12 protein-coding genes and 1 pseudogene are annotated in these 13,351 nt (G+C 68.5%); 9 read left to right on the forward strand and 4 right to left on the reverse strand.

Annotation, left to right across the window (positions count from 1 at the left end; translation table 11 throughout):
• Together AOK01_RS44190 and AOK01_RS32125 are read right to left on the reverse strand one after the other, a co-directional pair.
• A partial coding sequence (locus tag AOK01_RS44190) for an SCO5717 family growth-regulating ATPase (protein WP_281181461.1) occupies positions 1 to 778 on the reverse strand: 778 nt, incomplete at its 3' end.
• A 359-nt stretch (positions 779 to 1,137) separates the two neighbouring features.
• Complete coding sequence (locus AOK01_RS32125; protein WP_055517876.1) at positions 1,138 to 1,434, reverse strand: DUF397 domain-containing protein; 297 nt, start codon at positions 1,432 to 1,434, stop codon at positions 1,138 to 1,140.
• Between the two features lie 368 nt (positions 1,435 to 1,802).
• Between AOK01_RS32125 and rpsO the strand changes: the two genes are divergently transcribed.
• The 5 genes from rpsO to AOK01_RS32150 all read left to right on the forward strand — a co-directional run bounded on the left by rpsO (position 1,803) and on the right by AOK01_RS32150 (position 7,359).
• Positions 1,803 to 2,090 carry a 30S ribosomal protein S15 gene (gene rpsO, locus AOK01_RS32130; protein ID WP_020128575.1) on the forward strand — a complete coding sequence of 96 codons (288 nt, stop codon included), beginning with the start codon at positions 1,803 to 1,805 and terminating at the stop codon, positions 2,088 to 2,090.
• A 403-nt stretch (positions 2,091 to 2,493) separates the two neighbouring features.
• Entirely contained in the window at positions 2,494 to 4,716 is a 2,223-nt protein-coding gene (locus AOK01_RS32135; RefSeq protein WP_055517878.1) for a polyribonucleotide nucleotidyltransferase, read from the forward strand.
• Complete coding sequence (locus tag AOK01_RS32140; protein WP_055517879.1) at positions 4,713 to 6,092, forward strand: M16 family metallopeptidase; 1,380 nt, start codon at positions 4,713 to 4,715, stop codon at positions 6,090 to 6,092. The genes AOK01_RS32135 and AOK01_RS32140 overlap by 4 nt, the downstream gene beginning before the upstream one ends.
• 56 nt (positions 6,093 to 6,148) lie before the next feature.
• Positions 6,149 to 6,901 (forward strand): 4-hydroxy-tetrahydrodipicolinate reductase, encoded by a 753-nt coding sequence (gene dapB / locus AOK01_RS32145; protein WP_055517881.1) that lies wholly within the window; start codon positions 6,149 to 6,151, stop codon positions 6,899 to 6,901.
• A gap of 5 nt (positions 6,902 to 6,906) precedes the next feature.
• Positions 6,907 to 7,359 carry a hypothetical protein gene (locus AOK01_RS32150; protein ID WP_055517882.1) on the forward strand — a complete coding sequence of 151 codons (453 nt, stop codon included), beginning with the start codon at positions 6,907 to 6,909 and terminating at the stop codon, positions 7,357 to 7,359.
• Positions 7,360 to 7,449: 90 nt separating this feature from the next.
• Here the strand turns inward: AOK01_RS32150 and AOK01_RS32155 are convergent, their stop codons facing one another.
• Positions 7,450 to 8,010 (reverse strand): hypothetical protein, encoded by a 561-nt coding sequence (locus AOK01_RS32155; RefSeq protein WP_055517884.1) that lies wholly within the window; start codon positions 8,008 to 8,010, stop codon positions 7,450 to 7,452.
• 165 nt (positions 8,011 to 8,175) lie between these two features.
• On the reverse strand, positions 8,176 to 8,415 hold the full coding sequence (locus AOK01_RS32160) for a hypothetical protein (RefSeq protein WP_055517886.1): 240 nt from the start codon (positions 8,413 to 8,415) through the stop codon (positions 8,176 to 8,178).
• A 211-nt stretch (positions 8,416 to 8,626) separates the two neighbouring features.
• Here AOK01_RS32160 and AOK01_RS45560 point away from each other — a divergent pair.
• From AOK01_RS45560 to AOK01_RS32175, 4 genes and pseudogenes are all read left to right on the forward strand, one after another.
• Positions 8,627 to 8,917, forward strand: a pseudogene (locus AOK01_RS45560) (FAD-dependent thymidylate synthase); the annotation flags it as partial.
• Between the two features lie 18 nt (positions 8,918 to 8,935).
• Entirely contained in the window at positions 8,936 to 10,108 is a 1,173-nt protein-coding gene (thyX, locus tag AOK01_RS32165; RefSeq protein WP_245702510.1) for an FAD-dependent thymidylate synthase, read from the forward strand.
• Positions 10,109 to 10,329: 221 nt separating this feature from the next.
• Positions 10,330 to 11,229 (forward strand): 4-hydroxy-tetrahydrodipicolinate synthase, encoded by a 900-nt coding sequence (gene dapA, locus AOK01_RS32170; protein WP_055517890.1) that lies wholly within the window; start codon positions 10,330 to 10,332, stop codon positions 11,227 to 11,229.
• Positions 11,230 to 11,363: 134 nt separating this feature from the next.
• Positions 11,364 to 13,049, forward strand: a complete 1,686-nt coding sequence (locus AOK01_RS32175; protein WP_055517891.1) for a ribonuclease J — start codon at positions 11,364 to 11,366, stop codon at positions 13,047 to 13,049.
• The last annotated feature ends 302 nt before the right edge of the window (positions 13,050 to 13,351 follow it).

Genomic DNA, 13,351 nt, shown 5'->3' on the forward strand with positions numbered 1-13,351 from the left:
CCGCTGCCTCCGCTGCCTCCGTTGCGTCTGCTTCCTCGGCACCTTCGTCCACGGGGTCGCTGTCCTCGGACTGGCGCCCGAACGCGACCTGGACGACCTCCGCGTCGGCCCCTTCCGTAACGTCGTCCACGTCGTCCGAGGCGGACACCTCGGCCGGGTCTGCGGATCCGGGCACCGGTACGGGCTCGGCCCGCTCCGTGACCTCCCGCTTCACGGCGGAAGCGGAAATCCGCATCGTGGCGCCACTCTCGATGTCCCCGCTGTCGCCCTTGCCCTCGGCCTCCGGAGCCGCAACCGGCGGAGCCATTTGTTCCCGGAGGTTCGTCAGACTCGACAGGCTCGGCATGTTCGGCAGAGCGGCAGGCCCTGCCGGACTCGTACCCGTACCCGTACCCGTACCCGGACTCGTACCCGGACTCGTGCCACCGGCCGGCGCCCCGGAAGCGGGCCCCTGCGGCTCGAACCCACTGCCCACGGGCAGCTTCGGAACGGCGACCGGGCTGGCGACCGGGCTGGCGACGGGGCTGTCAGCGGGAGCAACGGGCGGCTCGTCTCTCACCGACGGCGGCGGGTCCGTGTCGGTCTCCGCGTCCGGGTCCTCCTCAACCGCGGCCGAGGAAGCTCCGTCCGCACTGCCCGACGCGTTCTGCGTGTACCAGGCCGGAGGGGCGTAGTCGATGGTGAACTCGCCCGTCGTCTCGACGGCGGACTCCGCGTCGGACTGGTCGTCGCCGGGTGTGGCCCAGCCCCCGCGGGTCCCGTTCCGATCGCTGTTCACAATTCCTCCTGATGTGGTCGAGCACCCTCATACCGAACTGGGGCGACCGATCTCGTCGTCCGAGGCTTTCCGTACACCCCGACTCCCCCTATGACGTGGCGGTCCCGTCCACGGGTTCAACTGCCGCGCCCACCCCAGCCTAATCACCACAACCACCCCCACGGCAGGCCCGTCCACCGCTCCGGTCCCCCCACTACGTCAGAGCCTGCCCAGAAGTGGCGTACGAACTGCCTTGGCGGGAAGGCAAAGTGGACAAAGTGAGTAAAACAAGAAGGGCCGGCGGCATCCGCTGCCGCCGGCCCTTCTTCTCTGTTGGGCTGTCTCCGGCTGTGCTGTCCCGGCCTGTGCGCCCGACGCGGCTACTCCGCCGAAGGGCCGCCGTTGCCGGGCGCCGGCTCCAGGTCGAACTCCCCGTCACGCGCACCGAGCACGAAGGCCCGCCATTCCCCCTCCGTGTACCGCAGGACCGTGTCCGGGTCGAGGGACGACCGCATGGCCACCGCACCGCCGGGGAGATACGCGATCTCTACCCGCTCCTCGTGCTCCTCGGTACCCGGCGCGCTCTGCCACTCGACCCCCGAGATGTCGAGGGCGTAGAGCTCGTCCTTCTCCCGCTCCTTGCGCGCCTTGACGTCCTTGTCCTCTGCCTCGGCCATGGCGAAGCGACCCCTTCCGACAAACGAATCGGCAAACGAACCACAAATGAACCGGGTCGAACGAACCCGGTCGAACGAACCCGACAGTCGAGCCCGGTACGTGCATGCGAGCCCGGTACGCGCACGACTGTCGCGTCACCCTACTGGGACCGGCTCTGGCCTCCCCGTACTCCCGGAGCCCCGGTCAGGGGGACCCCGGCCCCCTGGTACGCTGTGTTACGGCCGTATGTGTACGCACCCCCGGACCGCCCCCTAGGGGCCCTGGAGGTCGCGCCCAGCGGATCCCCGCCTTCCGAGTTATGGAAGCTCCCCTGAGAAGTGGACCAGGGGCACTCGGTGGCCATCGACGAAGACTACGAGGAGTACGCGTGCCGCTCGACGCCGCTACGAAGAAGCAGCTCATCACGGAGTTCGGCCAGAAAGAGGGCGACACCGGCTCTCCCGAGGTTCAGGTCGCGATGCTCTCGCGCCGTATCTCGGACCTGACCGAGCACCTCAAGACCCACAAGCACGACCACCACTCCCGTCGTGGTCTGCTGATCCTGGTCGGTCAGCGCCGTCGCCTGCTGCAGTACCTGGCGAAGAAGGACATCCAGCGCTTCCGTGCGCTGGTGGACCGCCTGGGCATCCGCCGCGGTGCGGCGGGCGCCAAGTAGAACAGCGTGAAGGGAGGGAGCGGTTCCCATGCACAGGGGACCGCTCCCTTTGCTGTACGTGCGGAGTGTCACCACCCCTTTGTAGTGTGGTAGCACAACGCAATACGGAGGACGAGGACACAGTGTGGCGCCGTGACAACGCACGGCGTGACAGCGCACGGCGATGCGCGGCCGCCACACCGCACGACCCGAACACGAACACGAACACGAACACGAACACGACAAGAGGAAAAGCGCACCTCGCCGCCGCCGGTCCTCGGTAGTGGCCCCCGGGGGAATGTGAGCCCCGGGAGCTTCGATCGAAGACCGGCCAGCACGAGAAGGCGCGCTTCTCCGCAGAAGCGTCCCCCTGCCACACGGGCAGGTCGGGACGAAAAGACGAAAAGTATCGGAGAAAACGCTAGTGGAGAACGAGACCCACTACGCCGAGGCCGTTATCGACAACGGTTCCTTCGGCACCCGCACCATCCGCTTCGAGACGGGCCGCCTGGCCAAGCAGGCCGCCGGCTCCGCCGTGGCGTACCTGGACGACGACACCATGGTGCTGTCGGCCACCACCGCTTCCAAGAAGCCCAAGGAAAATCTCGACTTCTTCCCCCTCACGGTGGACGTCGAGGAGCGGATGTACGCCGCGGGCAAGATCCCCGGCAGCTTCTTCCGCCGTGAGGGGCGCCCCTCCGAGGACGCGATCCTCACCTGCCGCCTCATCGACCGCCCGCTGCGCCCGTCCTTCAAGAAGGGCCTGCGCAACGAGATCCAGGTCGTCGCCACGATCATGGCGCTCAACCCCGACCACCTGTACGACGTCGTGGCGATCAACGCCGCTTCCGCGTCCACGCAGCTGGCCGGCCTGCCCTTCTCCGGCCCGATCGGCGGCGTCCGCGTCGCGCTGATCAACGGCCAGTGGGTCGCGTTCCCGACGCACACCGAGCTTGAGGACGCCGTCTTCGACATGGTCGTCGCCGGTCGCACCCTTGAGGACGGCGACGTCGCGATCATGATGGTCGAGGCCGAGGCCACCGACAAGACGATCACGCTGATCGCGGGCGGCGCCGAGGCGCCGACCGAGGAGGTCGTCGCCGCCGGTCTGGACGCCGCGAAGCCCTTCATCAAGGTGCTCTGCAGGGCCCAGGCCGACCTCGCCGCCAAGGCCGCCAAGCCGACCGGCGAGTTCCCGGTCTTCCTCGACCACCAGGACGACGTCCTGGAGGCCCTGACCGCCGCGGTCAAGAGCGAGCTCTCCCAGGCGCTCACCATCGCCGGCAAGCAGGAGCGCGAGGCCGAGCTGGACCGCGTCAAGGAGATCGCCGCCGACAAGCTGCTCCCGCAGTTCGAGGGTCGCGAGAAGGAGATCTCCGCCGCGTACCGCTCGCTGACCAAGGCCCTGGTCCGTGAGCGCGTCATCAAGGACAAGGTCCGCATCGACGGCCGCGGCGTCACGGACATCCGTACGCTCGCCGCCGAGGTCGAGGCCATCCCGCGCGTGCACGGCTCGGCGCTGTTCGAGCGCGGCGAGACCCAGATCCTGGGCGTCACCACGCTGAACATGCTCCGGATGGAGCAGCAGCTGGACACCCTCTCCCCGGTGACCCGCAGGCGCTACATGCACAACTACAACTTCCCGCCCTACTCGGTGAACGAGACCGGCCGCGTCGGCTCCCCGAAGCGCCGCGAGATCGGCCACGGCGCCCTCGCCGAGCGCGCCATCGTGCCGGTCCTGCCGACGCGCGAGGAGTTCCCCTACGCGATCCGTCAGGTGTCCGAGGCCCTCGGCTCCAACGGCTCGACGTCCATGGGCTCGGTCTGTGCCTCCACCATGTCGCTCCTGAACGCCGGTGTGCCGCTCAAGGCCGCCGTCGCCGGTATCGCCATGGGTCTGATCTCCCAGGAGATCAACGGCGAGACGCACTACGTCGCCCTCACCGACATCCTCGGTGCGGAGGACGCCTTCGGCGACATGGACTTCAAGGTCGCCGGCACCAAGGAGTTCGTCACCGCCCTCCAGCTCGACACCAAGCTGGACGGCATCCCGGCCTCCGTCCTGGCCGCGGCCCTCAAGCAGGCCCGTGACGCCCGCCTCCACATCCTCGACGTGATGATGGAAGCGATCGACACGCCGGACGAGATGTCCCCCAACGCCCCGCGGATCATCACGGTCAAGATCCCCGTGGACAAGATCGGTGAGGTCATCGGCCCGAAGGGCAAGATGATCAACCAGATCCAGGAGGACACCGGCGCCGACATCACGATCGAGGACGACGGCACCATCTACATCGGTGCCCAGCAGGGTTCGCAGGCCGAGGCCGCGCGCGCCACGATCAACTCGATCGCCAACCCGACCATGCCGGAGGTCGGCGAGCGCTACCTGGGCACCGTCGTGAAGACGACGACCTTCGGCGCGTTCGTGTCGCTGCTCCCGGGCAAGGACGGACTGCTGCACATCTCGCAGATCCGCAAGCTCGCCGGCGGCAAGCGCGTGGAGAACGTCGAGGACGTGGTCGGCGTGGGCTCCAAGGTCCAGGTCGAGATCGCCGAGATCGACTCCCGCGGCAAGCTCTCCCTCATCCCCGTGATCGAGGGCGAAGGCGACGCCGACGACGAGAAGAAGGACGACACCGACAAGTGACGTCGAGCAGCTCCACGGCGACGGCCCGCACCTCCTCGGAGGCGCGGGCCGTCGCCCGTACCCAAACCCTGATCAAGGGCGAGAACGGCATCGGCACGGTCCGTAAGACCACCCTCCCCGGGGGCCTGCGCATCGTCACCGAGACCCTGCCCTCCGTGCGCTCCGCCACCTTCGGCATCTGGGCGCACGTGGGCTCGCGCGACGAGACGCCGGCTCTGAACGGCGCCACGCACTACCTGGAACACCTCCTGTTCAAGGGCACGCGCAAGCGCAGCGCCCTGGACATCTCCTCCGCGATCGACGCGGTCGGCGGCGAGATGAACGCGTTCACGGCGAAGGAGTACACGTGCTACTACGCACGCGTGCTCGACGCCGACCTGCCGCTCGCCATCGACGTCGTCTGTGACATGCTCACCGGTTCGCTGATCGTCGAAGAGGACGTGAACGTCGAGCGGGGCGCGATCCTCGAAGAGATCGCGATGACCGAGGACGACCCGGGCGACTGCGTGCACGACCTGTTCGCGCACACGATGCTCGGCGACACGCCTCTCGGCCGTCCGGTCCTCGGCACGGTCGACACGGTCAACGCCCTCACCGCGGACCGCATCCGGCGCTTCTACAAGAAGCACTACGACCCGACCCACCTGGTCGTCGCGGCCGCCGGAAACGTCGACCACGACAAGGTCGTACGTCAGGTGCGTGCCGCGTTCGAGAAGGCGGGCGCGTTCAAGCAGCAGGCCGCCGACCCGGTCGCCCCGCGCGACGGCTCCCGGGCCATCCGCACCGCCGGACGTGTCGAGCTCCTCGGCCGCAAGACGGAGCAGGCGCATGTCGTCCTCGGCATGCCGGGCCTGGCCCGCACCGACGAGCGCCGCTGGGCCCTGGGCGTCCTGAACACCGCGCTGGGCGGCGGCATGTCCTCCCGGCTCTTCCAGGAGGTCCGGGAGAAGCGCGGCCTGGCCTACAGCGTGTACTCGTACACCTCGGGCTTCGCCGACTGCGGCCTCTTCGGCGTGTACGCGGGCTGCCGCCCGAGCCAGGTCCACGACGTGCTCAAGATCTGCCGCGACGAACTCGACCAGGTCGCCGAGCACGGCCTGTCCGACGACGAGATCGAGCGCGCCATCGGCCAGCTCCGCGGCTCCACGGTCCTCGGCCTTGAGGACACGGGCGCGCTGATGAACCGTATCGGCAAGAGCGAACTGTGCTGGGGCGAGCAGATGTCCGTCGACGACATGCTGACCCGCATCGCGTCGGTCACCCCGGGCGACGTACGGGACGTGGCCCGCGACATCCTGGGACAGCGGCCCTCGCTGTCGGTCATCGGCCCGCTGAAGGACAAGCAGGCGGCCCGTCTGCACGAAGCGGTCGCGTAGACCGGCACAGTCCCGGCACAGCCCGGCACAGTCTTCGATTAAGGAAGCAAGAACAGATGAGCAAGCTGCGTGTGGCGGTCCTCGGTGCCAAGGGGCGTATCGGAGCAGAGGCGGTGCGGGCCGTCGAGGCCGCCGAGGACCTGGAACTGGTGGCCGCCCTCGGCCGCGGCGACGCACTGGGCATCCTGACCGACACCGGCGCCCAGGTCGTCGTCGAACTCACCACGCCCGCCTCGGTCATGGAGAACCTCGACTTCTGCGTACGCCACGGCATCCACGCCGTCGTCGGTACGACGGGCTGGACCGACGACCGCCTCGCACAGCTCGACACCTCGCTGGCCGCGGCACCGGAGACGGGCGTGCTCATCGCCCCGAACTTCTCCATCGGCGCGGTCCTCACCATGAAGTTCGCCCAGGCGGCCGCCCCGTACTTCGAGTCCGTCGAGGTCATCGAGCTGCACCATCCGAACAAGGTGGACGCCCCCAGCGGCACCGCCACCCGCACCGCCCAGCTCATCGCCGCCGCCCGGCAACAGGCGGGCAGCGCCCCACAGCCCGACGCCACGGCGACGGCCCTGGACGGCGCCCGCGGCGCGGACGTCGACGGCGTCCCGGTGCACGCGGTCCGGCTGCGGGGCCTGCTGGCCCACCAGGAGGTGCTGCTCGGCGGCGAGGGCGAGACCCTCACGATCCGCCACGACTCCCTCCACCACAGCAGCTTCATGCCGGGCATCCTGCTCGGCGTACGGCGCGTCGTGGACACCCCGGGCCTCACCTTCGGCCTGGAACACTTCCTGGATCTGCGGTAACCGCCATGACCGCGAAGATCACATATGCGGTGACGGCCGCCGCCCTGGTCGTCTACTTCGGCCTGGTCGGCACCCGCGGGGTGATGCTGATCCAGCACGGCACGCTGCTCACGGTCACCTTCGGTGTCGCCGTTCTCATCCTGCCGCTGATCGGCATCTGGTTCCTGTGGAAGAACACCCAGTTCGTCCAGCGGGCCAACCGGCTCGCCGCCGAGCTCGACGCCGAAGGCGGGCTGCCCGTCGACGAACTGAAGCGCACACCGGCCGGCCGCATCGACCGCGACTCGGCCGACGAGGTCTTTGCCCGGCGCAAGGCCGAGACGGAGGACGCTCCCGGCGACTGGCGCAGCTGGTTCCGGCTGGCGATCGCCTACCACGACGCCCGGGACACCGCACGGGCCCGCAGGGCGATGCAGCACGCGATCGCCCTGCACGACGGCAAACCCGTACGGGCCTGAGTACCGCACACGAGGAAGGGCCCCTCCGCATCGGATCGACAGACCGAAGCGGAGGGGCCCTTCCTCATACGTGGTTCTCGTAGGCGCCGCTCAGGCGCGCTGCCGGTACTCGTCCGCCCACACCTCGACGCCGTCCGCGGCCCGGTCGAAGGCCTCGGGGCGTCCCATGAAGTCCGCGTTGTGCGTGGTCAGCAGGGGCGTCGGCTCGTCACCGGAGTGACCGCCACGGATGAGGACGAGCGCCTGCCCCTGCACGGTCCGCGGCAGCCCGAGCCAGCGCACCGGCTGCTGCACGGTCCGCACGACCGTGATCTGCGCCCACGGTGTCGTACTCGTGGTGAAGAAGCGCACCCGGCGCAGTCCGGCCGCGCTCACCCACGCCCCCATACGCAGCAGGCGCATGGCACACACGATGACCACGGCGGCCAGTACCAGGCACACCATGCCCCCCGACGCGTTACCGGCCGCCGCGATGATGACGGCCGCGAACAGCACGTACGACGCGAGCAGCAGCAGAAGGGCCGCCGCGCCGACACGCCACGGGCCGGGCCGATAGGGACGCCGCCACTGGTCACGGTCGGCGAACGGCAGCGCGAGATCCTCGCCCACCTCGTCGAAGTCGCGATCGGCGGTCAGAAAGGGCAGGGGCACGACTGGTCCTCACTCAATCCACGCATGGGCTGTGCCCGGTGAGGCTACCTAGCCGGATCTCCGCCCACCACCCGCGGGGGTCCAGTGGGGGTGCTCCCCAGGTCATTCGGCCATCATTCGCCCCGTGGAGGAGAGGAGCAGGGGGGAGTGCCGGGAGGGGAGTGGTCAGCGGCCCTTGGACACGTCGGACTGCTGCGTGTGCCCGGGTGAGATATCGGCCGAGAGGGCGGGCAGCCCGACAAGCAGGGCGCCCACGAGGCCGGCGACCACGGTGAGACCTATGAGCCACCGGCCGGCCAGCTCACCGGCGGAGGCACGCCGACGCGGCGGGGGAGCGACATTGCTGCGGAACTGGTCGGCTTCGGCGATGAAGGCGAACGGTACGGGCTCGCGCCGACGAAACATGAGGTGCGCTTCTCCTCTGGAAATCGCTGGGAAATCGAACGAATCGCTGTCACAGATACAGACGAGCGAGCGCCCCAAAAGGTGCCCTGTTTCACCGATTTCGCAGAAGTTCGCGGGCGAATGTCGCGGCCCGGCACCGAAGGCCCCGTTGTCAGTGCCGGGCCGTAGAGTGGTCGCCGCCCGAGCCAGTGATGGAAGGACCCCCCGAGCCGTGACCGACACCCCCGCCGACGACCTCAAGCCCAGCTTCCGCAGCGATGTCACCGTCGAGTTGGTCAAGCACAGTGCTTCCGACTCCGACGTGCTGTTCGCCGCCCGCGTCTCCACCCTCGGCGAGCAGTCCCTGGGCGAGCTGCAGAAGGGCCCGGAGCGCTCGAAGGGCCTGATCAACTTCCTGATGCGGGACCGGCACGGCAGCCCCTTCGAGCACAACTCGATGACGTTCTTCGTCAGCGCCCCGATCTTCGTCTTCCGCGAGTTCCACCGGCACCGGGTCGGCTGGTGTCTGCCGGGTGACGCGATGATCAGTGTCGGCACCGGCGAGGACGGCGGGACCAGGCGCATCGCGGACATCCACCGGGACTGGCAGACCGGTGTGACGGACTCCGCTCGGAACCCCCGGAACCTGCTGGCCGACACCATCGACCTGGAGACCGGGCTGGCGGAGAAGGCGCCCGTGGTCGACGTCTTCGAGTCGGGCGTGAAGCCGATCCTCAAGGTCTCGACCACCGACGACGATGTCCTGCGGTGCACCGCGGACCACCGTGTATGGACACCGGACGGCTGGGTTCGCGCAGGCGACCTGCGCACGGGCGACCGGGTCGGGCGGCTCGGCCCCGTGGGGGCCGGCGAGCGGACCGGCCTCCCGAAGCGCCTGCGCGAGGGAATCCAGCTCTGGACCATCGAGCAGCGAGCCACCCTCGTCGCGCCCAGGGACCTCTGCTACCTCTGCGACGAGAAGTTCGAGGCGGAGGAGCTGGAGCTGGACCACGTCGTCCCTGTGGACGCCGACCCGACCCGGGCGCTCGACGTCTCGAACCTGCGACCGGCCTGCAAGCCGTGCCGCCGCCGGAAGGCCGACAGCGAAGGCACGCCGGCCGAAGCGCATGGCCGCTCCCTTCGGGACGGTGTGCGCTGGGAGACCGTCGCCTCCGTCGTCCCCGACGGGGAGGAGATGACCTACGACATCTCCATGCCACCGCCGCACCACAACTTCATCGCGGACGGTTTCGTCGTACACAACTCGTACAACGAGGAGTCCGGGCGCTACCGCGAGCTCCAGCCGGTCTTCTACGTCCCCGGTGAGGACCGCAAGCTGGTCCAGCAGGGCCGCCCCGGCAAGTACGAGTTCGTCCACGGCGAACCCGAACAGCACAAGGCCGTCACCGCCGCCATGGAGGAGTCCTACCGGCAGTCCTACGCCGCGTACCAGGAGATGCTGGCGGCCGGCGTCGCCCGCGAGGTCGCCCGCGCCACCCTCCCGGTCGGCCTCTTCTCCTCGATGTACGCGACGTGCAACGCCCGCTCACTGATGCACTTCCTCGGCCTGCGCACCCAGCACGAGCTGGCCAGGGTCCCGTCCTTCCCGCAGCGGGAGATCGAGATGGTCGGCGAGAAGATGGAGGCGGAGTGGGCCCGGCTCATGCCCCTCACGTACGCCGCCTTCAACACGAACGGACGCGTAGCGCCGTAGTCACCCCGACCCTCCCGTCACGTCCCGGGCGGGCACATCTGTACGGGTCGGTCGAGTGAAGTGTCCGTATTGCGGCATTTCGGGAAGTTCATCTAGCCTGATCAAACGGACCCGGCACTGCTTGAACCCCCGAGCAGGCAGTGCCGGGTTCCACTTTTGTCCCGACTTGTCGCCTCCCCCTAGGGCAGACCGCACGGTGAGCAGCGAGTAGCGTGTTACCCATGGCTCCGACCTCCACTCCGCAGACCCCCTTCGGGCGGGTCCTCACTGCCATGGTCACGCCCTTCGCGGCGGACGGCGCACTCGACCTCGACGGCGCGCAGCGGCTCGCCACCCACCTGGTGGACGCAGGCAACGACGGCCTGATCGTCAACGGCACCACGGGCGAGTCCCCGACCACCAGCAACGCGGAGAAAGCGGATCTCGTACGAGCCGTACTGGAGGCCGTGGGCGACCGGGCCCACGTCGTCGCGGGCGTCGGCACGAACGACACGCGCCACAGCATCGAGCTGGCCCGAGCCGCCGAGAAGGCCGGGGCACACGGTCTGCTCACCGTGACGCCGTACTACAACAAGCCCCCGCAGGAAGGCCTCTACCAGCACTTCACGACGATCGCCGACGCCACCGACCTGCCGGTGATGCTCTACGACATCCCCGGCCGCAGCGGTGTCCCGATCAACACGGAGACGCTGGTGCGCCTCGCCGAGCACCCGCGTATCGTCGCCAACAAGGACGCCAAGGGTGACCTCGGCCGCGCCAGCTGGGCCATCGCGAGCACCGACCTCGCCTGGTACTCGGGCGACGACATGCTGAACCTTCCGCTGCTCTCCGTGGGCGCGGTCGGCTTCGTCTCCGTGGTCGGCCACGTGGTCACCCCGGAGCTGCGGGTCATGCTCGACGCGTACGCGAGCGGCGACGTCCAGAAGGCCACCGAGATCCACCAGAAGCTGCTCCCGGTCTTCACCGGCATGTTCCGCACCCAGGGCGTCATGACGAGCAAGGCCGCACTCGCCCTCCAGGGCCTGCCCGCCGGGCCGCTGCGGCTGCCCATGGTCGGCCTGTCGCCCGAGGAGACCGCGCAGCTCAAGATCGATCTTGCTGCCGGCGGGGTACAGCTCTAACCACAGACTTCACAACTGAATACGTACGACCACGCAGGCCGAGGGCCTGCTTCACCAGACAACTGCTACTGCACGAACGTCATGCGCGCCACGTGCCCTGCCAGGTACGTGGCGCGTGTGGTGAGGAGAGTCTTTTGAGTCATCCGCATCCTGAACTCCGTCTGCCGCCGAAGCTTCCCCAGGGGGGCCTCAGAGTCACCCCGCTCGGTGGCCTCGGCGAAATCGGCCGAAACATGACGGTCTTCGAATACGACGGCCGCCTTCTGATCGTCGACTGCGGCGTGCTCTTCCCGGAGGAGGAGCAGCCCGGCATCGACCTGATCCTTCCGGACTTCAGTTCGATCAGGGATCGCCTCGACGACATCGAGGGCATCGTCCTCACGCACGGCCACGAGGACCACATCGGCGGTGTCCCCTTTCTCCTGCGTGAGAAGCCGGACATCCCGCTCATCGGCTCCAAGCTGACCCTCGCTCTCATCGAGGCGAAGCTCCAGGAGCACCGCATCCGCCCGTACACGCTTGAGGTCAAGGAGGGGCACCGGGAGCGCATCGGTCCCTTCGAATGCGAGTTCGTGGCGGTCAACCACTCGATCCCGGACGCCCTCGCGGTCGCCATCCGCACCCCCGCAGGCATGGTGGTGCACACCGGCGACTTCAAGATGGACCAGCTCCCGCTGGACGGCCGCCTCACGGACCTGCACGCCTTCGCGCGGCTGAGCGAGGAAGGCATCGACCTTCTCCTCTCGGACTCCACGAACGCCGAGGTTCCGGGCTTCGTCCCGCCCGAGCGCGACATCTCGAACGTGCTGCGTCAGGTTTTCGCGAATGCCAGCAAGCGCATCATCGTGGCCAGCTTCGCCAGCCATGTGCACCGCATCCAGCAGATCCTCGACGCCGCCCACGAGTACGGCCGACGGGTCGCCTTCGTCGGCCGCTCGATGGTCCGCAACATGGGCATCGCACGGGACCTCGGCTATCTGAAGGTCCCGCCGGGCCTGGTGGTGGACGTCAAGACACTGGACGACCTCCCGGAACACGAGATCGTCCTCGTCTGCACCGGCTCCCAGGGCGAGCCGATGGCGGCTCTCTCACGGATGGCCAACAGGGACCACCAGATCCGCATCGTCCAGGGCGACACCGTGATCCTGGCGTCGTCGCTGATCCCGGGCAACGAGAACGCGGTCTACCGCGTCATCAACGGCCTGACCCGCTGGGGCGCCAAGGTCGTCCACAAGGGCAACGCCAAGGTGCACGTCTCGGGCCACGCCTCCGCGGGCGAGCTCTTGTACTTCTACAACATCTGCAAGCCACGCAACCTGATGCCGGTCCACGGTGAATGGCGCCACCTGCGCGCCAACGCCGAGCTCGGCGCCCTCACCGGCGTGCCGCACGACCGCATCGTGATCGCCGAGGACGGCGTGGTCGTCGACCTCATCGACGGCAAGGCCCGGATCTCCGGCAAGGTCCAGGCGGGATACGTGTACGTCGACGGCCTCTCGGTCGGCGATGTGGGCGAGCCCACGCTGAAGGACCGCAAGATCCTCGGCGACGAGGGCATCATCTCGGTCTTCGTCGTGCTGGACACCAGCACGGGCAAGATCACCGGAGGTCCGCACATCCAGGCCCGCGGCTCGGGCATCGACGACTCCGCCTTCAGCGACGTCCTCCCGAGGGTCGTCGAAGTCCTGGAGAGGTCCGCCCAGGACGGCGTCGTCGAACCCCACCAGATGCAGCAGCTCATCCGCCGCACGCTGGGCAAATGGGTCTCCGACACCTACCGCCGCCGGCCGATGATCCTGCCGGTCGTGGTCGAGGTCTGAGCCACCTCATACACGCACACCCGGAGCGGGGCACCCCGATTTGCATCGGGGCGCCCCGCTCCAGTAGGTTTACGGCTCCGCCTGAAGGGGAACCCGGCACAACTGCGTGTCCGGACCATCCCGCAGGGGGCGGGAATTCCGACTCAGACTTTCTGATAAAGTCGGAACCGCCGGAAAGGAAAACGCGAAAGCGGAAACCTGGAAAGCACCGAGGAAATCAGAACCGGAAACGGTCTGATAGAGTCGGAAACGCAGGACAGCAAGACAAAGCAGAACAGCAGGACCGAAGGGAAGCGCCCGGA

Origin of the sequence: Streptomyces aurantiacus (genome assembly GCF_001418335.1) — a bacterium.
Classification (GTDB): Bacteria; Actinomycetota; Actinomycetes; order Streptomycetales; family Streptomycetaceae; genus Streptomyces; species Streptomyces aurantiacus.